This window comes from Lentzea terrae (assembly GCF_003265345.1).
GTDB classification, from domain to species: domain Bacteria; phylum Actinomycetota; class Actinomycetes; order Mycobacteriales; family Pseudonocardiaceae; genus Lentzea; species Lentzea terrae.
Genome location: NZ_QFWW01000004.1, coordinates 280,140 through 299,877, shown reverse-complemented (window position 1 = coordinate 299,877; position 19,738 = coordinate 280,140). Strand labels below are relative to the sequence as shown.

General features: G+C 68.6%; 21 protein-coding genes and 1 tRNA gene. 13 read left to right on the top strand and 9 right to left on the bottom strand.

The features are described from left to right. Window positions 1-34: 34 nt before the first annotated feature. Complete coding sequence (gene mgrA / locus DI276_RS08305; RefSeq protein ID WP_112262772.1) at window positions 35-1,063, bottom strand: L-glyceraldehyde 3-phosphate reductase; 1,029 nt, start codon at window positions 1,061-1,063, stop codon at window positions 35-37. Between the two features lie 40 nt (window positions 1,064-1,103). Between mgrA and DI276_RS08300 the strand changes: the two genes are divergently transcribed. Continuing rightward, on the top strand, window positions 1,104-2,786 hold the full coding sequence (locus DI276_RS08300) for a hypothetical protein (RefSeq protein ID WP_112262675.1): 1,683 nt from the start codon (window positions 1,104-1,106) through the stop codon (window positions 2,784-2,786). Between the two features lie 62 nt (window positions 2,787-2,848). Here DI276_RS08300 and DI276_RS08295 read toward each other — a convergent pair. Then, window positions 2,849-2,921: transfer RNA gene (locus DI276_RS08295), tRNA-Thr, on the bottom strand. A 260-nt stretch (window positions 2,922-3,181) separates the two neighbouring features. Here DI276_RS08295 and DI276_RS08290 point away from each other — a divergent pair. The 3 genes from DI276_RS08290 (at window position 3,182) to otsB (ending at window position 8,608) form a co-directional block, all read left to right on the top strand. Beyond that, window positions 3,182-4,528, top strand: coding sequence for a threonine/serine exporter family protein (locus DI276_RS08290; protein WP_232836526.1), 1,347 nt, complete (start codon window positions 3,182-3,184; stop codon window positions 4,526-4,528). 69 nt (window positions 4,529-4,597) lie between these two features. Continuing rightward, window positions 4,598-6,031: an alpha,alpha-trehalose-phosphate synthase (UDP-forming) gene (locus DI276_RS08285; RefSeq protein ID WP_112262674.1), complete on the top strand. Its 1,434-nt coding sequence runs from the start codon at window positions 4,598-4,600 to the stop codon at window positions 6,029-6,031. Between the two features lie 48 nt (window positions 6,032-6,079). Further along, a complete protein-coding gene (gene otsB / locus DI276_RS08280) occupies window positions 6,080-8,608 on the top strand; it encodes a trehalose-phosphatase (protein ID WP_112262673.1) in 2,529 nt (842 codons plus the stop codon). Window positions 8,609-8,670: 62 nt separating this feature from the next. Here the strand turns inward: otsB and DI276_RS08275 are convergent, their stop codons facing one another. Then, a complete protein-coding gene (locus tag DI276_RS08275; RefSeq protein WP_112262672.1) occupies window positions 8,671-9,066 on the bottom strand; it encodes an SRPBCC family protein in 396 nt (131 codons plus the stop codon). Continuing rightward, window positions 9,066-9,413: a VOC family protein gene (locus tag DI276_RS08270; RefSeq protein ID WP_112262671.1), complete on the bottom strand. Its 348-nt coding sequence runs from the start codon at window positions 9,411-9,413 to the stop codon at window positions 9,066-9,068. Before DI276_RS08270 ends, DI276_RS08275 begins: the two co-directional genes overlap by 1 nt. 106 nt (window positions 9,414-9,519) lie before the next feature. Between DI276_RS08270 and DI276_RS08265 the strand changes: the two genes are divergently transcribed. Continuing rightward, complete coding sequence (locus DI276_RS08265) at window positions 9,520-10,317, top strand: helix-turn-helix domain-containing protein (protein ID WP_112262670.1); 798 nt, start codon at window positions 9,520-9,522, stop codon at window positions 10,315-10,317. Here the strand turns inward: DI276_RS08265 and DI276_RS08260 are convergent. The 3 genes from DI276_RS08260 to radA are packed head-to-tail and all read right to left on the bottom strand — an operon-like array spanning window position 10,289 to window position 12,723. Next, entirely contained in the window at window positions 10,289-10,819 is a 531-nt protein-coding gene (locus DI276_RS08260) for a hypothetical protein (RefSeq protein WP_157984585.1), read from the bottom strand. The two genes, DI276_RS08265 and DI276_RS08260, sit on opposite strands and share 29 nt — an antisense overlap. After that, entirely contained in the window at window positions 10,791-11,348 is a 558-nt protein-coding gene (locus tag DI276_RS08255) for a hypothetical protein (protein WP_112262668.1), read from the bottom strand. Before DI276_RS08255 ends, DI276_RS08260 begins: the two co-directional genes overlap by 29 nt. Then, complete coding sequence (gene radA, locus DI276_RS08250; RefSeq protein ID WP_112262667.1) at window positions 11,341-12,723, bottom strand: DNA repair protein RadA; 1,383 nt, start codon at window positions 12,721-12,723, stop codon at window positions 11,341-11,343. Before radA ends, DI276_RS08255 begins: the two co-directional genes overlap by 8 nt. Window positions 12,724-12,834: 111 nt before the next feature. Here radA and DI276_RS08245 point away from each other — a divergent pair, with 111 nt between their 5' ends. Beyond that, window positions 12,835-13,257, top strand: coding sequence for a DoxX family protein (locus DI276_RS08245; protein WP_157984584.1), 423 nt, complete (start codon window positions 12,835-12,837; stop codon window positions 13,255-13,257). A 59-nt stretch (window positions 13,258-13,316) separates the two neighbouring features. On the opposite strand, the gene DI276_RS08240 is transcribed toward DI276_RS08245, so the two are convergent. Further along, window positions 13,317-14,117: a hypothetical protein gene (locus DI276_RS08240; protein WP_157984583.1), complete on the bottom strand. Its 801-nt coding sequence runs from the start codon at window positions 14,115-14,117 to the stop codon at window positions 13,317-13,319. Between the two features lie 230 nt (window positions 14,118-14,347). Between DI276_RS08240 and DI276_RS08235 the strand changes: the two genes are divergently transcribed. The 4 genes from DI276_RS08235 to DI276_RS08220 are packed head-to-tail and all read left to right on the top strand — an operon-like array spanning window position 14,348 to window position 16,420. Further along, window positions 14,348-14,836 (top strand): CarD family transcriptional regulator, encoded by a 489-nt coding sequence (locus tag DI276_RS08235; protein WP_065915127.1) that lies wholly within the window; start codon window positions 14,348-14,350, stop codon window positions 14,834-14,836. Between the two features lie 44 nt (window positions 14,837-14,880). Next, the gene (gene ispD, locus DI276_RS08230; protein ID WP_112262664.1) at window positions 14,881-15,573 is read left to right on the top strand and encodes a 2-C-methyl-D-erythritol 4-phosphate cytidylyltransferase; all 693 of its coding nucleotides are present in this window, start codon (window positions 14,881-14,883) and stop codon (window positions 15,571-15,573) included. Continuing rightward, the gene (ispF, locus tag DI276_RS08225) at window positions 15,570-16,064 is read left to right on the top strand and encodes a 2-C-methyl-D-erythritol 2,4-cyclodiphosphate synthase (protein ID WP_112262663.1); all 495 of its coding nucleotides are present in this window, start codon (window positions 15,570-15,572) and stop codon (window positions 16,062-16,064) included. Before ispD ends, ispF begins: the two co-directional genes overlap by 4 nt. Beyond that, window positions 16,028-16,420: a PPOX class F420-dependent oxidoreductase gene (locus DI276_RS08220; protein WP_112262662.1), complete on the top strand. Its 393-nt coding sequence runs from the start codon at window positions 16,028-16,030 to the stop codon at window positions 16,418-16,420. Before ispF ends, DI276_RS08220 begins: the two co-directional genes overlap by 37 nt. Here the strand turns inward: DI276_RS08220 and DI276_RS08215 are convergent. Continuing rightward, window positions 16,417-16,698, bottom strand: coding sequence for a DUF6191 domain-containing protein (locus tag DI276_RS08215; protein WP_112262661.1), 282 nt, complete (start codon window positions 16,696-16,698; stop codon window positions 16,417-16,419). The two genes, DI276_RS08220 and DI276_RS08215, sit on opposite strands and share 4 nt — an antisense overlap. A 53-nt stretch (window positions 16,699-16,751) precedes the next feature. Here DI276_RS08215 and DI276_RS08210 point away from each other — a divergent pair, with 53 nt between their 5' ends. The 3 genes from DI276_RS08210 to cysS are packed head-to-tail and all read left to right on the top strand — an operon-like array spanning window position 16,752 to window position 19,735. Next, window positions 16,752-17,696: a toll/interleukin-1 receptor domain-containing protein gene (locus tag DI276_RS08210; RefSeq protein ID WP_157984582.1), complete on the top strand. Its 945-nt coding sequence runs from the start codon at window positions 16,752-16,754 to the stop codon at window positions 17,694-17,696. 24 nt (window positions 17,697-17,720) lie between these two features. Beyond that, window positions 17,721-18,344: an HAD family hydrolase gene (locus DI276_RS08205; protein WP_112262659.1), complete on the top strand. Its 624-nt coding sequence runs from the start codon at window positions 17,721-17,723 to the stop codon at window positions 18,342-18,344. Next, entirely contained in the window at window positions 18,341-19,735 is a 1,395-nt protein-coding gene (gene cysS, locus DI276_RS08200; RefSeq protein WP_112262658.1) for a cysteine--tRNA ligase, read from the top strand. The genes DI276_RS08205 and cysS overlap by 4 nt, the downstream gene beginning before the upstream one ends. Window positions 19,736-19,738 lie beyond the last annotated feature (3 nt).

Here is a 19,738-nt window from a genome sequence, read left to right as displayed (position 1 = left end):
CAGGAGCGTACGAAAGCTCCCCGCATGCGCTCGGCTACTCGGATTGAGAGCTCGTCGCCCAGAGGTCGATGCCCGACTCGACGGCGTGCTTGTCGATCTCGGCGAGCTCGTCGTCGGTCAGCGGCGGCGCCTGCAGTGCGGCGAGGTTCTGCTCCAGCTGGGCCACCGACGAGGCGCCGATCAACGCCGACGTGACGCGCGGGTCGCGGATCGTCCACGTCAGCGCGAGCTGGGCCAGCGACTGCCCACGCGACTTCGCGATGTCGTTCAACGCACGGATCCGGCCGAGGTTCTCCTCGCTCAGCAGGTCCGTCGACAGCGACTTGCCCTGCGCGGCACGCGAGTCCGCCGGGACGCCGTTGAGGTAGCGGTCGGTCAGCATGCCCTGCGCGAGCGGCGAGAACGCGATGCAGCCCGCGCCGACCTCCTCCAGCGCGTCCAGCAGCTCCGGCTCGATCCAGCGGTTGAGCATCGAGTAGCTCGGCTGGTGGATCAGCAGCGGCACGCCCGCGGACCTGAGCAGCTCGGCCGCCTCGCGGGTCTTGGCGGGCGAGTACGACGAGATGCCGACGTACAGCGCCTTGCCCTGCTGCACCGCGCTGACCAGCGCGCCCATCGTCTCCTCGAGCGGCGTCTCCGGGTCGAACCGGTGCGAGTAGAAGATGTCGACGTAGTCGAGACCCATCCTGGTCAGCGACTGGTCGAGCGAGCTCAGCAGGTACTTGCGGCTGCCCCACTCCCCGTACGGCCCAGGCCACATGTCGTAACCCGCCTTGGTCGAGATGACGAGCTCATCGCGGTACGGCCTGAGATCATCCTTGAGGATCTGACCGAACGTGATCTCGGCCGAGCCGTACGGCGGGCCGTAGTTGTTGGCGAGGTCGAAGTGCGTGACACCGAGGTCGAACGCCCGCCGGGCAATCCCGCGACCCAGCTCGTACGGCCGGTCGCCGCCGAAGTTGTGCCACAGACCGAGCGAGATGGCCGGCAGCTTGAGGCCGCTGCGGCCCGTCCGCCGATACGTCATCTGCTCGTAGCGCGCGCTATCCGCGAGGTAGGACATGGTGCCCACAATGTCACGTCCTAGTGAGACAGAGCAGGACATGAAACGCGCCGCCGAGGCTGGTGAGATGCTCGACCTCTCGCGCCGCGGCGACAACCGGCTGCGCGCGAAGGCCATCCGCGACCTGCTGCGGGCGAACGAGCTCGACCCGGTCGGAATACGGGTGACCAGCGCGCGGATCACCGGTCAGCTCGATCTCATGAACGTCCAGGCCTCGACCTCGCTGGAACTGGACGAGTGCGTGTTCGACGAGCCGCTGTTGCTCCGCGACACGGAGCTGTACTCGCTGACGCTCGACGGGTCGACGATGCCCGAACTCGACGCCGAAGGCCTCCGCACCCGCTACTTCGGGATGACGGACGCCCGCTGCACCGGGCTCGTCGACCTCGACAACGCGCGCATCGACGGCCCGTTGCTGCTCTCGGGCAGCAGCATGTGGTCGTTCAGCGGCGTCGGAATGCAGGTCAGCAGAAACGTCAAAGCCGACGGGCTGTACGTCTGTGCGGACCACGACGGCGCGGCGCTGGATCTCGGCGGCTGCGAGATCGGCGATCTCGACCTGACAGGAGCAGTGGTCGTCAACGACTCGGGCGCGGCGGTGACCGCCGTCAACGCGAGGATCGGCGGCACGATCACGCTCGACCACGCCTTGCTGAAAGCGAACGGCGAGGGCATGGCACTCGAACTGGTCGACGCTGCGGTGGACGGCGTGATCGCGAGGTGGGTCGTGCTGCGCAGTGACAAGGGCAACGCGATCAGCTTCGACGGCACGCACTTCCGCTCCCTCGTGACGCTCGCCGACGGCTTCGACCTGCGCTCCGGAGCTGCCGAGGCGGCGATTCGCGTGGTCGGCACCTGGTTCGGGTCCGACCTCGTCATGGGTGGCTCGGTGCGCGCACGCGAGGGCGTGGCCCTCCTGATGCACAAGACGAAGATCGAAGCGGGCCTCGCCCTCGTCGAGATCGCCTTCGAGTCGGACACCGCGGCGTCGGCGGTGCAGATCGCCGACACCTTTGTGGCCGGTGACCTGGACTTCCGCCCGGACAAGCTGATCAACCACGGCGCCGGCCACGAACTGGACCTGTCCGGCACCGACGTCGGCGACTCCCTCGTGCTGAACGTGCCCGAACTGATCAAGGCCGAGTTCTTCCTGGTGGCGGTGAACGGCCTGACCTACCCCGAACCGCCGGACGACACCGACGCGTGGCTCAAGATGCTGCGGCACCACACGTTCCGCTACCACCCTCAGCCCTATCAGCAACTGGCTGGCGTGCACCGCGCGGTGGGCCACGAACACACGGCGCGAAAGATCCTCATCGCGCAGCAGGACGACCTCCACGACTTCGGCGATCCCGGCAACCTGCTGTGGCACCGGTTTCTCGGCGTCACCCTCGGCTACGGCTACCGGCCGTCGAGAGCCGTGGCGGGCCTGCTGGTCACGTTCCTGTTGTCGATCTGTCTCGTGTGGACAGCCGGACAGTTCGGCGGCCTGACCCCGGCCAAAGATCGCCCAGCTGACGCCTGTTCACCCGTGAACAGAATCAGTCTTGCGGCGGATCTGGCGATCCCGCTGGTGAAGTTCGGCGGCACACCGAGATGCGAACTGGCGAACGGACCAGCCGGCCAGTGGGCGACCGGAGCAGGCTGGGTGGTGCAGATCCTGGGCTGGTCGTTCGCCACGCTGAGTGTCGCGGGCTTTACCGGACTCGTTCGCAAAAGCTGACGAACAGTCACGTCGAATTGCGACGAGGGCCCGCCCACCTGGGCGAACCCTCGTCGGATAAGAGCCGGCGAGGGGAATCGAACCCCTAACCTTTCGCTTACAAGGCGAGTGCTCTGCCAATTGAGCTACGCCGGCCTGGCTCGTGTTCGCGAACATGGTAAGCGCCCGTTGCGGGTGCTACCTGCGGCGAACGGTCTGCTCTCAGTGTGATCGGATTGCTCCTGTCGGAGGCAGACCAACCAACTGAGTGGGTCAAAGCGCCGGACCGGCCGCCTTGACCAGGTCAGGAGGGTAACCAACGGATAGTGATCATGTCCTCCTTTTCGGGTAGCCCGATCGGAGGTGGCAGACGACACAGCAACAGTCGAAGTGCTCCGCACGATCACACGACGGAGGTGCGCGAGATTTCCACGAACAACCTGCACGGCCCCGCACTGCCCGACGACACCACTGTTCACCTGGTACTCGATCTCGCACTGAAGATCGGTGAGGTCCAAATGGCCAGTGGGGCGGGCGCAGCCGACGTAACTGCCACGATTCTTTCGGTCACCGAGAGCTATGGACTTCCGCACACGGAAGTCGACGTGATCTACACCTCTATCAGCGTCTCGTGCCATCGGGGCACGGACGCGCCACCGATCACCGCGGTGCGCGTGGTCCGGCAGCGCAGCCTCGACTACACGCGACTGGCTGCCGTCGAACACCTCGTGCGGCACCTCGGCCCGATCGAGGACGCGCACGCGCAGCTCGAGGACATCACCAACGCCAAGCACCCGTACCCGCGCTGGGTCGCCACCGCCGCCTGGGCCGGCATGGCCGCGGCCGTCGCGTTCCTCGTCGGTGGCGGGTGGGAGCTCGCGATCACCGCCGGAATCGTCACCGCCGTGATCGACCGGGTCGGCCGGGTCCTCAACCGCCGTGCGCTGCCGTTCTTCTTCCAGCAGCTCGTCGGCGGTGCGCTCGCGACCGGTGCGGCGCTGACCGTCTTCGCCACGGGGTTGCTGCCCAACGTCCGGCCGAGCCTGCTGGTCGCCGTCGGGATCGTCGTGCTGCTGTCCGGCCTCGCGCTGGTGAGCACCGTGCAGGACGCGATCTCCGGCTACAACGTCACCGCCGCCGGCCGCACCGTGGAGACCGTGCTGCTCAGCGCCGGCTTGATCGCGGGCGTCGCGATCGCCATCCGCACGGCCCTCCACTTCGGACTGGAAATCCGGCTCACCGACCCGTTGCCGCCGTTGATCTCCGCGGTGCCGATGCAGTTCGCAGCCGGTGCGGCGACCAGTGCGTGCTTCGCGCTCGCCTGTTACGCCCAGCCGCGCGCGCTCGTCGCCGCCGCCATCTCCGGCGCGATCGGCACGGCCTCCTACGGTCTCGTCACGAGCTTCGGCCTGGACGTGCTGTTCTCCTCCGCGGTGGCCGCCGCGATCACCGGGTTCGGCGGCGCGACGATGACCCGAAGGCTGCGCATCCCGACGCTGGTCGTCGTGCAGGCCGGCGTGGTCCCGCTGCTGCCCGGCTGGACCACCTACCGAGGCCTGTTCCAGCTCACCGCGGAGGGCGATCCGGCCGGTTTGAGCACGTTGATGTTCGCGAGTGGTATTGCTCTCGCTCTGGCCGGAGGGGTGGTGTTCGGCGAGTACCTGGCCCAGCCGGTGCGCACCGGACTGGGCCGGTTGGAGCGCAAGTTCGCAGGTCCACGCATGTCCGGCCCGCTCAAACCCACCGAGCGTCGGTTGGAGTGAACGTTGCTGTGACGGGGGTTACACGACACGCCCCGGACACGCGTCCGCACTAGCCTCAGAAATGTGAGCATGGACATTGGCGAGAACGGGGCGGAATTCGTAGTCGTGGCCAATCGGCTCCCGGTTGACCTGGAGCGCTTGCCCGACGGGACAGAGCGGTGGAAGCACAGCCCTGGGGGGTTGGTGAGCGCGCTCGAACCATTTCTTCGCTCACACAGCGGCGCATGGGTCGGCTGGCCGGGCGTGGCCGACGCGGACGTGTCGCCGTTCGAGGACGACGGCCTGCTGCTGCACCCGGTCCCGCTGTCGGCCAAAGAGGTCGAGGACTACTACGAAGGCTTCTCCAACGGCACCCTCTGGCCGCTCTACCACGACGTCGTCGCGCAGCCCGCGTTCCACCGGCACTGGTGGAACTCCTACCGGCAGGTCAACCAGCGGTTCGCCGACGCGACCGCGAAGATCGCCGCGCAGGGCGCGACCGTGTGGGTGCAGGACTACCAGCTGCAGCTCGTCCCGGCGATGCTGCGCGAGCAGCGGCCCGACCTGAAGATCGGCTTCTTCCTGCACATCCCGTTCCCCCCGGTCGAGCTGTTCATGCAGCTGCCGTGGCGCACGGAGATCATTCGCGGCCTGCTCGGCGCCGACCTGGTGGGCTTCCACCGGCCCGGCGGCGCGCAGAACTTCCTCTGGCTGGCCCGCCGGCTGGTCGGCCTGGAGCCGAGCCGCGGCACCGTTGGTGTCCGCACCCGGCCAGGTGTCGTGCAGGTCGGTGACCGGACCGTGCGGGTCGGCGCGTTCCCGATCTCGATCGACAGCGCCGGCCTGGACGCCGTCGCGCGGCGCAAGGAGACGCAAGCCCGCGCGAGGCAGATTCGAGAGGACCTGGGCAACCCGAAGCGCATCCTGCTCGGCGTGGACCGTCTCGACTACACGAAGGGCATCGACGTCCGGATCCGCGCTCTGTACGAGCTGATCGCGGACGGACGCGTGGACCCGGAGGACGTCGCGATGGTCCAGCTCGCCACGCCCAGCCGGGAGCGCGTCGACCACTACAAGACGATGCGCAAGGACATCGAGCAGTCCGTCGGCCGGATCAACGGCGAGTTCGGGCGGGTTGGCAAACCGGTGGTCCACTACCTCCACCAATCGGTCAACCGCGAAGAACTGGTGGCGTTCATGAGCGCCGCGGACGTCATGGTGGTGACGCCGGTTCGTGACGGTATGAACCTCGTCTGCAAGGAGTACGTGGCCTGCCGATATGATCTTGGTGGAGCTCTGGTGCTCAGCGAGTTCGCCGGCGCTGCCGCAGAACTGACCAGTGCGTTCCTGGTGAACCCCCATGATCTGGACGGTGTCAAGAACGCACTGCAGGCCGCCCTCGACATCGATCCTGCTGAAGGCCGCCGTAGGATGCGCGCGCTGCGCCGCCAAGTCCTCACCCACGACGTTGACCGTTGGGCGAGGTCGTTCCTGGAGGCGTTGGGCACGCAGACCTCGGTCTGAATCCTTTCAGATCCCATTTTTGACCCGACGAGTGCTCCAGGAGGGGCGTTGACCGCCGAGGCCCTCCCCGCCGAACTGCGCCGAGCCATCTGCCAGCTCGCGCGGACCCCGCGACTTCTGGTCGCCAGCGACTACGACGGAACACTCGCGCCGATCGTGAGCGACCCGGAGCAGGCCCGCCCGCTCCCGGAGTCGGTGAACGCGCTGCGTTCGCTCGCGAGCCTGCACGAGACCACCTCAGCCGTGATCTCCGGTCGCGCGCTGCGCGACCTCGCCACGCTGTCCCGCCTACCCGGTGAGGTTCACCTCGTCGGATCACACGGCTCGGAGTTCGACGTCGGTTTCGTCCACGCGCTGGACGCGACCGCCAAGGCGCTGCTGCGCCGCATCGAGGCCGAGCTGGAAGAGATCGTCGACAGCCACGAGGGCGTGCACCTCGAGGTGAAGCCCGCGTCGGTCGCCGTGCACGTGCGGCGTGCCGACGCGGCGGTCGGCGAGACCGTGCTCGCCGCCGTCCGCTCCGGCCCGTGCACCTGGGAAGGTGTGCAGGTCACGGAGGGCAAGGCCGTCATCGAGCTCGCGGTCGTCGAGACCAACAAGGGCCAGGCGCTGGACATCCTGCGCCACCAGGTCGGCGCCACCGCGGCGATCTTCCTGGGCGACGACGTGACGGACGAGAAGGCGTTCGCGCGCCTGTCCGGCCCGGACGTCGGCATCCGCGTGGGTGCCGGTGAGTCGCTGGCCGAGCACTACGTGAACGACCCCGCCGACGTGGCCACGGTGCTCGCGTTCCTGCTCGAGGAACGGCGCGCCTGGCTGCACGGCGACCAGGCCGTGCCGATCGAGCGGCTGACCATGCTCGCGAACGAGCGTTCGGTCGCGCTGGTCACGCCGGACGCCAAGGTCAACTGGCTGTGCCACCCCGAGCCGGACTCGGCGGCGATCTTCGCCGACCTGCTCGGTGGTCCTGCCGCGGGCCACTTCTCGATCAAGCCGGAGCACGGGTCGCTGCCGCTGGGCCAGCGCTACCTGCCGGGCACGATGATCGTGGAGACCCGCTGGTCGCGGCTCCTGGTGACGGACTACCTGGAGCACGACCTCGCCTCGCACCGCACGGACCTCGTGCGGCGGATCTCCGGCTCGACCAACGCGGTGATCACGTTCGCGCCGCGGCCCGAGTTCGGCCAGGTGCCGGTGCGCTTCATCCGCGAGCGCGACGGCCTGCGCGTGGTCGGCACGTCCGACCCGATGGTGCTGCGTTCGCCGGGCGTCGACTGGGAGATCACCTCCGACGGCGTGCAGGAGACCGCACGGGCCGTCGTGCGCCCGCGTGAGGGTGCGCCGGTGTTGCTGGAACTGCGTTGCGGCACCGACGACCTCTCCGAGCACGCGCTGCCCGAGTCCGTGCGCCGGGACCGTGCGTCCGGCTACTGGGCGGACTGGGCGGCGGGCCTCCGGTTGCCGACCGTGCAGACCGACCTGGTGCTGCGCTCGGCGCTGACGTTGCGCGGCCTGGTGCACAAGGACTCCGGCTCGATCATGGCGGCGGCCACCACGTCGCTGCCGGAGGAGCTGGGCGGTGTCCGCAACTGGGACTACCGCTACTGCTGGCTGCGGGACGGCGCGATGACCGCGTCCGCGCTCGTGTCGGTGGGGTCCTTCGCCGAGGCCGACGGTTTCCTGGCCTGGCTGCACGGCGTGCTGGAGACCATCCCCGGTCCCGAGCGCCTGCACCCGCTGTACACGTTGCACGGCACGCAGCTCGGTGCCGAGGCCGTGATCGACACGCTGCCCGGCTACGCGGGCTCACGCCCGGTGCGCGTCGGCAACCTCGCGAACCAGCAGGTGCAGCTCGACGTGTTCGGTCCGGTGGTCGACCTGGTGGTTTCGCTGGCTTCGGCCCGCGGGTCGCTCTCCGATGCGGACTGGAAGATGGTCCAGGCGATGGCCGAGGCCGTCTCGCGGCGCTGGCACGAGCCGGACCACGGCATCTGGGAGGAGCGGCACGCGCCGCGCCACCACGTGTACTCGAAGGTCATGTGCTGGCTGACCATCGACCGCGCGATCAAGCTCGGCGAGCAGTTCGGCCGCGCTCTGGACCCCTCGTGGGTGCCGTTGCGCGACACGATCGCCACGGACGTGCTGAAGAACGGCTGGAACGACGAGGTCCAGTCGTTCACCACGGCCTACGACGGCGACGACCTGGACGCGGCTTCTTTGTTCGTCGGCCTGTCGGGGTTGATCGACCCGGCCGACGAGCGGTTCCAGCACACGGTCACCGCCATCGAGGCCGAGCTGCGGTCCGGCTCGACCGTCTACCGCTACCACCGCGACGACGGCCTGCCGGGCGACGAGGGCGGCTTCCACCTGTGCGCGGCGTGGATGATCGAGGCCTATCTGCTGACGGGTCGTCGCACGGAGGCCGAGGAGCTGTTCGGTCAGATCGTCGCGGCGGCGGGTCCCACGGGTCTGCTGCCCGAGGAGTACGACCCGGTGGCCGAGCGTTCGCTGGGCAACCACCCGCAGGCGTACTCGCACCTGGGCCTGATCCGCTGCGCCCAGTTGCTCTCGCAGTGATCTGAACGCACGCGGGGATCTTTCGTACTGTAGGAGAGTGCGAAAGCTCCCCGCGTGCGTTTTCAGTTGTCGAGCGTCTTCTGGATGACCTCGATGCCCTGCGACATCGACTCGGCTATCGGTGCGGCCAGCTCGTCGGGCAGCACGTCGCGGATCCAGGTGAGCCTGCACCGATCGCCTGCTGCGATGACCTGCATGGCCGCGTTGTCGTGCTCGGGCTGGATGACGCCGCCGACGATCGAGTACACGATCCGGCGCGCGTCGTGGTCGACCGTGACCAGCCGCTCCCGCACAACCGTGCCGTCGGCGAAGGTGACGACCCGTTCGTCGCCCTCGGCCTTCGTGTCCGTGATGAACCCCGGTGCCATGCGCGTCGGGCCCGTGGCGAACTCGCCGATCACCTTCCACACGTCGTCGGCACTGGACTCGATCACGACCTCCCTGCTGATGGAGGCCATCAGGCGACCAGGCAGAGCAGGTGGCCCTGCGGGTCGGCCAGCACCGTCCACTTGTCGCCGCCTGGCTGGAACTCGGGCTTGGTGGCACCCAGCGCGAGCAGGCGCGTGACGGTCTCGTCGACATCGGCGACGTTGAAGTCCAGGTGCGACTGCTTGGCCGTGCTGGGCCAGCTCGGCGGCTGGTAACCCTCGACCCGAACGAACGCGAGCTGCACGCCGCCGTCTTTGCCCAGGTAGACGCTGTCCTCGTCGCGGTACGTCTCCTCCCAGCCGGTGAGCTCGCGGTAGAAGTCGGCGAGCGGCGCCGGGTCCGCGCAGTCGACGAGAAACGCGGTGAGCTTGGCCATGATGTCTCCTCCTGTGCTTGTCGGCCTCCAGCCTGGCTTTGGCGTGCCCCCGCGGTCTTGAAGATCCTTGCGCGAAATTGTCAGACCGCCGGCCTAGCCTGCGAGGGTGCTCTCGTTCGTCGACCTGGCGGCCCGTCCGGAGTTCGCCGTCTCTGCGGTGGACTGCTCGGCCGACCACCGCGACTGGTCGGCCGAGCCACCGCGCTCGGACGTCCGGCTGGTGCTCGTGCAGCGCGGCGGTTTCCGCCGGCGCGTTCGCGGGGTGTCCGTGGACCTCGACCGCACCGTCGGCTACGTCGGGCTGCCCGGCGAGGAGGAGCAGTTCGCCCATCCGGTTGGCGGCGACGTGTGCACGTCGATCAGCATTTCTGGGGATCTGTGGCGTGCTGTGGCAGGCGAGGAACCGCGGCTGAACGGTTCGTCGGTGTACGTCGACGGCAGGCTCGATCTGGCCCACCGGCGGTTGCTGGCCGCTCGTGGTTCGGAGGACCTGGTCGGCTTGGTGGGTTCGGTCGTCTCGCAGGTGGTGACGACGACTCTCCCTGCTTCTGGCGGTGCCGGCGATCGGGCGCTGGTGGCCAGGGCCCGCGAGGTGATCTTTGCCGGTCATCCCGCCGCAGCCGGGTTGATTTCCCTGGCTGGGTTGCTGGGCGTCTCGCCGTACCGACTCAGCAGGGTTTTCAGCCGGGAGTTGGGGGTGTCGCTGACCCGGTACCGCAACCGGGTCCGGGTGGCTGCGGCGCTGGACCGCCTGGAATCGGGCGAGACCGGTTTGGCGGCGCTGGCGGCCGATCTCGGGTTCGCGGATCAGGCGCACCTGTCGCGGACTGTGCGCGAGCACGTCGGGTACACGCCGACCGCGCTGCGCAGGCTGCTTACGGCCGCGGCGGTACCTTCTCGATGATCTTCGCCGTCCCTGGCGACCTGCCGTGCAGGGCGATCAGGTCACCCCTGGCCAGATGCGTCCACGCCGTCGGCAGGAACGGCCGCAACCGAGCCGACGCGCGCTCTCCAGGACCCAGCACCGGCTTGGACTCGATCCACAGCGCGGCGACCCGCCGGTCGTTGCCGGTCAGGTCCCAGGTCGGCCGTTCTCCCCTGGCCTGCAGGGGTTCCGCGTCGTGCGCCAGGGTGAGCTCCACCCGCAGCAGGCCTTGGATCGACTCCACGCACCGCCACTGGAACCAGGCGTCGTCCGCCTCCAACTGAAGGGCCGCCTCAGCCAGCAGAGCCCAGTAGCGCGGCGTCTGCCAGGTGTTGCCGCCGAACTCCCCCAGCAGGTCGAGCACCAGCTCCCACTCCTCGTGGTCGAGGTGGTCGAGCACGTCCTCGCTCTGCACCTCCGCCGGCACCATGCCCGCCGCGAACCGCAACAACTCACCTATCTCGCGGTCGTGCCTCCCCAACACCCCAGTATTCGATCACAGTCGCCGTACCGGCCACCGGCTGTCCCTCGTGCATGGTGATCACGTCTCCCGGCGCGAGGTGACGCCACGCTGCCGGTGACATCGCCAGCAGCCGGACCGTCGCGCGGCCACCGGCCTCGAGTTCGGAGGTCGACTCGAGCCACATCCCGGCGACCCGCAGATCGCCACCACCCACGTCCCACAACGGCCGCAGCACACCTGCGGCCGGAATCGGCTTGCGAGTGCTCGGCACGAGCTGGAGGTCGACGCGGAGCAGGCCCAGCCGCGTCTCGGCCTCGCGCCAGTGGAACCACTTCGACGGCAGGTACAGCTCCGCCGCCGCGGCCGCCAGCAGCTGCCAGTACTCCGCCGTCTGCCAGCCGATGCCGTCGAAGTCGCCGAGCACCTCGAGCGCGAACTCCCACTCGTCGTCGGCCAGGCAGGTCAGCACGTCCTCGGCCGTGCAGCCACTGCTGCTGCGGGCATCGGCGGGCACCAGCGCCGCGGCCCGGCGCAGCAGCTCAGTCATCCTCGCTCTTACCCGCCCGCCGGCGGTTCAGGCCCAGCACGTCCAGCGCCGACACCAGATCGTTCGCCACGAGCGCCCGCACGCCGTCGGGCAGCGGTCCGTGGTCCGGCGGCACCAGTGCCTTCTTGAAGCCGAGCCGTGCGGCCTCCTGCAGGCGCTTGCCGACGCCGTTGACGCGCCTGATCTCGCCGGCGAGCCCCACCTCGCCGAGCACCACCAGGTCGGCCGGCAGGGCGATCTCGCGTTCGGCCGAGGCGACCGCCAGCACCACGGCCAGGTCCGCGGCCGGCTCCACCAGGCGCATTCCGCCCACGGTCGCGGTGAAGACGTCCTTCTGGAACAGGTTGACCTTGCCGCGCTTCTCCAGCACCGCAAGGGCCATCGAGATCCGCGCGGAGTCCAACCCGCTCACCGCACGGCGGGGCGCGGGGAGGTTCGTCTTGGCCACCAACGCCTGCACCTCGCCGAGCATCGGCCGTTTGCCCTCGACGATCACCGTGACGCAGGTGCCCTCGACGGCCTTCTCGCGGCGCGTCAGGAACAGGCCGGACGGGTCCGGCACGCCCACGATGCCGTCGTCGCGCAGCTCGAAGCAGCCGACCTCGTCGGCCGCGCCGTAGCGGTTCTTGATGCCGCGCAGCAGCCTCAACGACGAGTGCCGGTCGCCCTCGAACTGCAGCACCACGTCGACGAGGTGTTCCAGGACTCGGGGCCCCGCAACGGATCCGTCCTTCGTGACGTGGCCGACCAGCACGACTGGCAGCCCGCGCTCCTTGGCCATCGCGATCAGCCCGGACGCCACGGTCCGCACCTGCGTGACGCCGCCCGGCACGCCCTCGACGCTCACCGTCGACATGGTCTGCACCGAGTCGACGATCAGCATGGACGGCTTCACCTGGTCGACCTGCCCGAGCAACGCGCTGAGCTCGCTCTCCGCCGCCAGGTACATCTCGGCGTGCAGGTTGCCGGTGCGCTCCGCCCGCAACCGCACCTGCCCCGCCGACTCCTCACCCGTGACATAGAGGCAGCGCCCGTGCGACTCGGCCCAGCGGTGCGCGGTCTCCAGCAGCAACGTGGACTTGCCCACGCCCGGCTCGCCGGCCAGCAGCACGACGGCGCCCGGCACCAGGCCGCCGCCCAGCACCCGGTCGAACTCGCTGACGCCCGTCGACAACGCGCGCGCCGACTCGATGTCGACCTCGCCGATGGGCCGCGCCGCCGACGTCGGCGCGCCTGCCACCACACGGGTCACCGACGCCGTGCCACGTTCCTCGATGCTGCCCCAGGCCTGGCACTCGGGGCAGCGGCCGAACCACTTCGCCACCTCGTGCCCGCACTCGGCACAACGGAAGATCGGCCGCGCTGTCTTCGCCACGCGACGAACGTTAGAGCACACCACCGACAAAAAATCTTCAGAGGGTTTGTCGATCCGTCGTGGTGCCCGTTCGACGCATCAGTGGAAGGACACCACAGCCTGGAGGACACCGTGACCAACGCAACCGCGCCCAAGACCCGCAAGCTCGGCCGCTACGCCACCGTCGTCACCCGCGTGCTGACCGGCCTGCTGTTCGCCACCACCGGCCTGAACGGCTTCCTGATGTTCATGCCCGCACCGGACCCCAGCACCCTGGCGCCGGAGGGCGTGGCCTTCAGCGGCGCGCTCTACGCCACCGGATACATGCTGCAGCTCGCGTCCGGGGTCCAGCTGCTCTCCGGCCTGCTGCTGATCGTCGGCCGGTTCGTGCCGCTGGCGCTCGCGATGCTGGCCCCGATGGTCGTGAACATTTTCTTGTTCCACGTGTTCCTGGAGCCGTCGGGCATGACCATGGCCGTGCTCGTCGTCGCGGCGGAGATCGGCCTCGCGTGGGCCTACCGCGACAGGTTCCGCCCGATGCTCAAGGCCGCCTGAGCACCAAAGAAAACGCCGCCCCCTCACGAAGAGGGAGCGGCGTTTTCGTGCACGACGACCTAGTGGCCGCCGCCGTTGCCCTCGCTCACGCGCTTGTGCTCGGACGGTGCCATCGGGACCTCGAGCGTGACCGAGCCGGCCTTCTCGAAGAGGAACGTGATCTTGATGGTCTGCGCGGCCACCACGTCCCGGTTGATCTTCTTCAACGTGCAGCGGATCTGCAGCACCTCGAGCGACTGGTCCTGCGCGGCCGACGACGAGGTCGGCGACACCGACGACGAGCCGCTCGGACGACCGGTGGACGACGGCGCCCCCGAGCCGGACGTCGGCACCGAGCCCGTGGTCGAGGTCGGGGCGACCGACGTGGACTTCGGCGCACCGGACGTCGGCGAGCCCGTCGTCGACGTAGGCGCGTGCGAGTCGGACGGCGCGTGCCCGTTGGACGACGGCGCGTGTCCGGAAGACGACGGCGCGGAGGTCTTCGTCGGCGCCTTCGAGGCGTCGTACTCGGCCCGCAGTGCGTAACGCGCCGGGATGTCCTTGCCGCCCACGACCTCAGCCTCGCCCTCGGCGGCCTCGGACTTGATCGACAGCAGCTTGTCGGGGTTCTCGCCCGTGTTCGCGATGACGAAGGTCATCGGCACGTCTTCACCCTCGTGGTAGCGGTTGCCGTCGTGCGGGAACGCCAGCATGACGTTGCGCACCGCGATCGGGCCCGCGTTTCCGCTCGCACCGTCGACGGCGGCGACCTGGGTGTCGGTCTGGGTGACCTGACCGGCGCTGCAGCCGACCGCCACCAGGCCGAGGCCTGCGGCCAGCGCTGCCGTCGCGATCAACCGGCGAGACACTCCTGAGTTCACGGCTCCAGCGTCCTTCCTAGGGAACAACCACCAGGCAAAGAGCCTAACCGGGGCCCGGAAAGGGGACGCGACGTGGTGCCAATCGATCTTGACAAGGCCGTACGTTGCACGCAAACAGGTGGTTTGTCAACCCCCCGCATGGCCCTGACCAGCACTAACGGATCATCGACCTGCGTTCGAAGCCTTGCCGGACGTGTTAGGATGGAGGAAGCGAAAGGGGCAGAGGACACATGGTTTTCAAGGTCGGAGAGACCGTCGTCTACCCGCACCACGGTGCCGCTCTCATCGAAGCAATCGAGACCCGCGTTATCAAGGGCGAGGAGAAGAAGTACCTCGTTCTCAAGGTGGCGCAGGGCGACCTCACCGTTCGGGTTCCCGCTGACAACGCCGAGATCGTCGGCGTGCGTGACGTTGTCGGCCAGGAAGGGCTCGACCGGGTCTTCGAGGTCTTGCGTGCTCCCCACACCGAGGAGCCGACCAACTGGTCTCGGCGGTACAAGGCCAACCTTGAGAAGCTCGCCTCCGGCGACGTGAACAAGGTTGCGGAAGTGGTGCGCGACCTCTGGCGGCGCGAGAAGGATCGCGGGTTGTCCGCCGGTGAGAAGCGGATGCTGGCGAAGGCGCGGCAGATACTGGTCAGTGAGCTGGCGCTGGCCGAGGGCACCGACGAGGACAAGGCCGAGGTTCTTCTCGACGAAGTTCTCGCCACCGCGTCGTAGTTTTGACAATCACATCATCAGAGCATCGGACGTAAGCCGCGAACATGAGTGTGGTCGCGCTCGTGCCCGCGGCAGGGCGGGGTGAGCGTCTGGGCTACGGGATGCCCAAGGCGCTCGTGCCGGTCAACGGGGTACCGCTGTTGACCCGTGCCGTTCAAGGTCTGTTCGCGTCAGGCCAGGTTCAGCACGTCGTCATCGCCGCTCCACCGTCCGATGTGGATCTAGTGCACACCGCAACCGCCTCGCTGGCTCCGGCCGGCGGGGCGGTGCACGTGCTTTCAGGGGGCAAGGAGCGCACGGACTCGGTGCGCCTCGCCCTCGAACACGCGCTCCGCGTGATTCCGGACACCTCCATCGTGCTGGTGCACGACGCCGCCCGTGCCTTCACACCTCCCCAGGTGATCGCCGACGTCGTCGCCGCGGTGCGCGACGGGCACGACGCAGTCATCCCGGTGCTTCCGGTGACCGACACGATCAAGCAGGTGGACGAGGTCGGAGTAGTCGTCTCCACACCTGACCGGGCCGGTCTGCGGGTCGTCCAGACCCCGCAGGGTTTCCGCGCCGAGACTCTCAAAGCCGCCTATTGCTCCGGTATTGCCGCGACTGATGACGCTGCTCTCGTAGAGAAAAACGGCGGCACAGTGCACACGGTTCCCGGACACGCGCACGCCATCAAGATCACCACCCCGTTCGACCTCGCGGTCGCGGCAGCACTGTTCGCAGGAGAACAACCGTGAGAATCGGCCAGGGTGTCGACGTCCACCCGATCGAAGCAGGTCGCGAGTGCTGGATCGCCGGACTGCTGTGGGAGGGCGTCGACGGTTGCGCTGGTCACTCCGACGGCGACGTGGCCTCCCACGCACTGTGCGACGCGCTGCTGTCCGCCGCCGGTCTCGGTGACCTGGGCGAGGTCTTCGGCACGTCCGACCCGCGCTGGTCCGGCGCGCACGGCGTGGTGATGCTCACCGAAGTCCGCCGGCTCATCGAGGAGGCCGGCTTCCGTGTGGGAAACGCCACAGTCCAGGTGATCGGCAACCACCCGCGCGTCGGCAAGCGCCGCGACGAAGCCCAGAAAACGCTTTCCGAAGCCGTCGGCGGCCCCGTCTCGGTCGCCGGCACCACGACCGACGGCCTCGGTCTCACCGGCCGGAACGAGGGAATCGCGGCGATCGCGACGGCGTTGTTGATCGCATGGCCACCCTCTCCGAACCACAGCGCGGTCTCCTAGACAGCGCGAACTACGCCACCGTCGCCACCCTGACCAAGGACGGCAGCCCGCAGACCTCGGTCGTGTGGATCAAGCGCGACGGCGACGACGTCCTGTTCTCCACGGTCGTCGGTCGCGCGAAGGAGCGTCACCTCAAGCGCGATCCGCGGGTCAGCATCACCGTGATCGACAAGGACAACCCGTACCACTACACGGAGTTCCGCGGTGAGGCGGCGCTGACGACCGAGGGCGGCGACGACCTCATCAACGAACTGGCGAACAAGTACACCGGCGACGACTACAAGGGCGACGTCGGCACCGACAACGTGCGCGTCGTCGTCCGCGTGAACGTCAGCAAGACGACCGGCAACCTCTAGCCCGGCAGCTTGAGCACGGCCGTGCCGCCGTCGAGGTCGATCCGGCTTCGCGGCGGCGCCCCGTCGCCCTCCTCGTCGCGCAGCTGCCGTTCCTCCTTGCGGTACTCCAGTTCCTGCCGCTTGCCCGCCTCGAACGTCGCACCCAGCTCGCCGATCCCGGCCGTGGCCAACGGGGTGCCGCTGCCCCGCTTCCGCACGAACCGCTCCACCAGCGCGAGGAAGAACAGGGCCGCCACCAACGCCGGTAACGACATCGCGAACAGGAACCCCAGGCTCATACCTGGACAACTCCCCCGCAGCGACTGTGGTTCCCGCCACTAAGCTCCACCAGGTGCCCAAGTACGACGTTTGCCTCTCCTTCGCCGGCGAAGACCGCGACTACGTCGAAGAGGTGGCCCGCCACCTCACCGAACTAGGCGTCTCCCGCTTCTACGACACCGACGAGCAGGCCGACCTGTGGGGCAAGAACCTGGTCGAGCACCTCGACCAGATCTACCGGCACGACTCCCGCTTCTGCGTGATGTTCGTTTCCGAGGCCTACGCGCGGAAGATGTGGACCAAGCACGAGCGGCAGGCCGCGTTCGACCGCGCGCTGGTCTCGGACACCGAGTACGTGCTGCCCGCGCGGTTCGACGACACGGTGATTCCGGCCCTGCGCGTCGGCACCGGTTACATCGACCTGCGCCACCGCACGCCGCGCGAGCTGGCCAAGATGATCGCGGAGAAGGTGGGCGTCGAGGTCGACGGGCCGAAGCCGGGCTGGGAGTACCAGCTGTTCGCCGACAGCGTGGCGCTGCACCTGGGCAAGCTCAAGGACAAGCAGATCAGCCACGAGATGGGCTACGCCTCGCCCAAGCGCGAGATCACTTCGGACACCGACGCCCTCGACTACTTCAAAGCACGCAGCCGCACGTTCGACGGCTACGTCAACGGCATCACGAACCTGCTCGCGCCGGGCAGGCTGCAGTGGGCGTTCGGCCCGGCGGGACGGCCCGGCGACAGCGACCGGATCCGGCATCTGGCCAACAGCTTCGTCGAGGAGTACGAGAACCTGCTCGACTGGGCCGCCGACCTGCGCGCCACCGTGGTGCCGGACCGGTTCCAGCAGCTCTACAAGACCGGTGCGCAGCTGGCCGACCAGCCGCTCAAGCAGATCGAGCAGTTCATCGAGGAGTTCGCGGCCGCCTCCGAACGCGGCGCCGGTGACCTGCACCTGAACCTCTCCTGGGACCCGGCGCCGGTCGAGGCGGAGCTCAAAAAGGTCCAGACCACCTAGCGATCAGCACGTAGAGTCGGGGGCGTGACGATCCGCGCCGCGCTCTTCGACTTCTCCGGCACGCTCTTCCGGCTCGAACACCCCGAGCTGGCGTCCAACGCGGACCTGATGCGTGCGCTCACCGCCCCTGTCGGCATCGCCGACGGCATGGACCCCGAACTGGTCGACGCGTGGCACCGCCGCGACCTCGACCCCGACGTCCACCGCTGGGTGCACGTCCGAGTGCTGAACGACTCGCTGGTGCCAGACGCAGAGGTGCTGTACGACCAGCTGATCGACGCCGAGTCGTGGCAGCCGTACCCGGACACGAGGGCGGCGCTGGAACATCTCGCCGACATCCCGGTCGCGGTCGTCAGCAACATCGGCTGGGACATCCGCCCGGTGTTCGAGCGGTTCGGGCTGACGCACCTGGTGGACGAGTTCGTGCTCTCCTACGAGGAAGGCGTGATCAAGCCGGATCCGAAGATCTTCACCAGCGCGTGCGAACGGCTGGGCGTCGATCCCCGCAACGCCGTAATGGTCGGCGACAGCGAGGAGGCGGACGGTGGCGCAGAGGCCATCGGCTGCTCCTTCCGGCTCGTCAACCCGGTTCCGACGAGTGACCGCCCCAACGCTCTTTTGGATGTGGCCCGTACCATTCCCGTGTGAGCCTCCACATCTACGACACGGCGAGCCGGTCTCTGCGGGAGTTCCACCCGCAGGTCAACGGAACGGCGTCGATCTACGTGTGTGGGGCGACCGTGCAGGGCGTGCCGCACATCGGGCACGTCCGCAGCGGCCTGAACTTCGACGTGCTCCGTCGCTGGCTCGCCCGCGACGGTGCCGACGTCATCCTGGTCCGCAACGTCACCGACATCGACGACAAGATCCTCACCAAGGCCGCTGAGCACAACCGGCCGTGGTGGGAGTGGGCGTACACGCACGAGCGCGCCTTCGAGGACGCCTACGACGCGCTGGGCTGCCTGCCGCCGTCGTACGCGCCGCGCGCCACCGGCCACATCACGCAGATGATCGAGCTGATGCAGCGGCTGATCGACAAGAACCACGCGTACGACGTCGACGGCGACGTCTACTTCGACGTGCGCTCGTTCCCCGAGTACGGCGCGTTGTCCGGGCAGAAGCTCGACTCCGTGGAGCAGGGCGAGACGGCGGTGCGCGGCAAGCGCGACCCGCGCGACTTCACGCTGTGGAAGGCCGCGAAGCCCGGTGAGCCCTCCTGGCCGACGCCGTGGGGCCACGGCAGGCCCGGCTGGCACCTCGAGTGCTCGGCGATGGCCACGGAGTACCTCGGCAGCACGTTCGACATCCACGGGGGCGGGCTCGACCTGATCTTCCCGCACCACGAGAACGAGCAGGCCCAGTCGCGCGCGGCCGGTGACGGCTTCGCCAACTACTGGATGCACAACTACTGGGTGACGCTGTCCGGCGAGAAGATGGCCAAGTCGCTCGGCAACACCGTGTCCATCCCGGTGATGCTGGAAAAGGTGCGCGCCCAGGAACTGCGGTACTACCTCGTGGCACCGCACTACCGGTCGCACATCGAGTACTCGGAAGAGGCTCTGCAGGAGGCGGTGACGTCGTACGGGCGCATCGAGTCGTTCCTGCGCCGCGTTGCCGAACGCGTGGGCCAGATCCAGTTGCGTGGCGACATGTGCCCGGATTTCGTCGTTGCGATGGACAACGACCTGAACACCCCGCAGGCCGTGGCCGCGCTGCACAACAAGGTGCGGCAGGGGAACACGGCGCTCGCCGACGGCGACCACGACAAGGCCCGCGAGGCGGCCGAGTGCGTGCGCCGGATGGCCGACATCCTCGGCGTCGACCCGTTGTCGCCGAAGTGGAACGACCAGTCGTCTGCCGACCTCGGCATGCGGCAGGCGTTGACCACGCTGGTGGATCGGCTGCTCGTCGAGCGCCAGGAAGCCCGCAAGACCAGGGACTTCGCCCGCGCTGACGCGTTGCGGAACCAACTGGACGAAGCGGGCATCGCCGTCGAGGACACCCCCGACGGTCCGCAGTGGACTTTGAAGGACGACTGACTT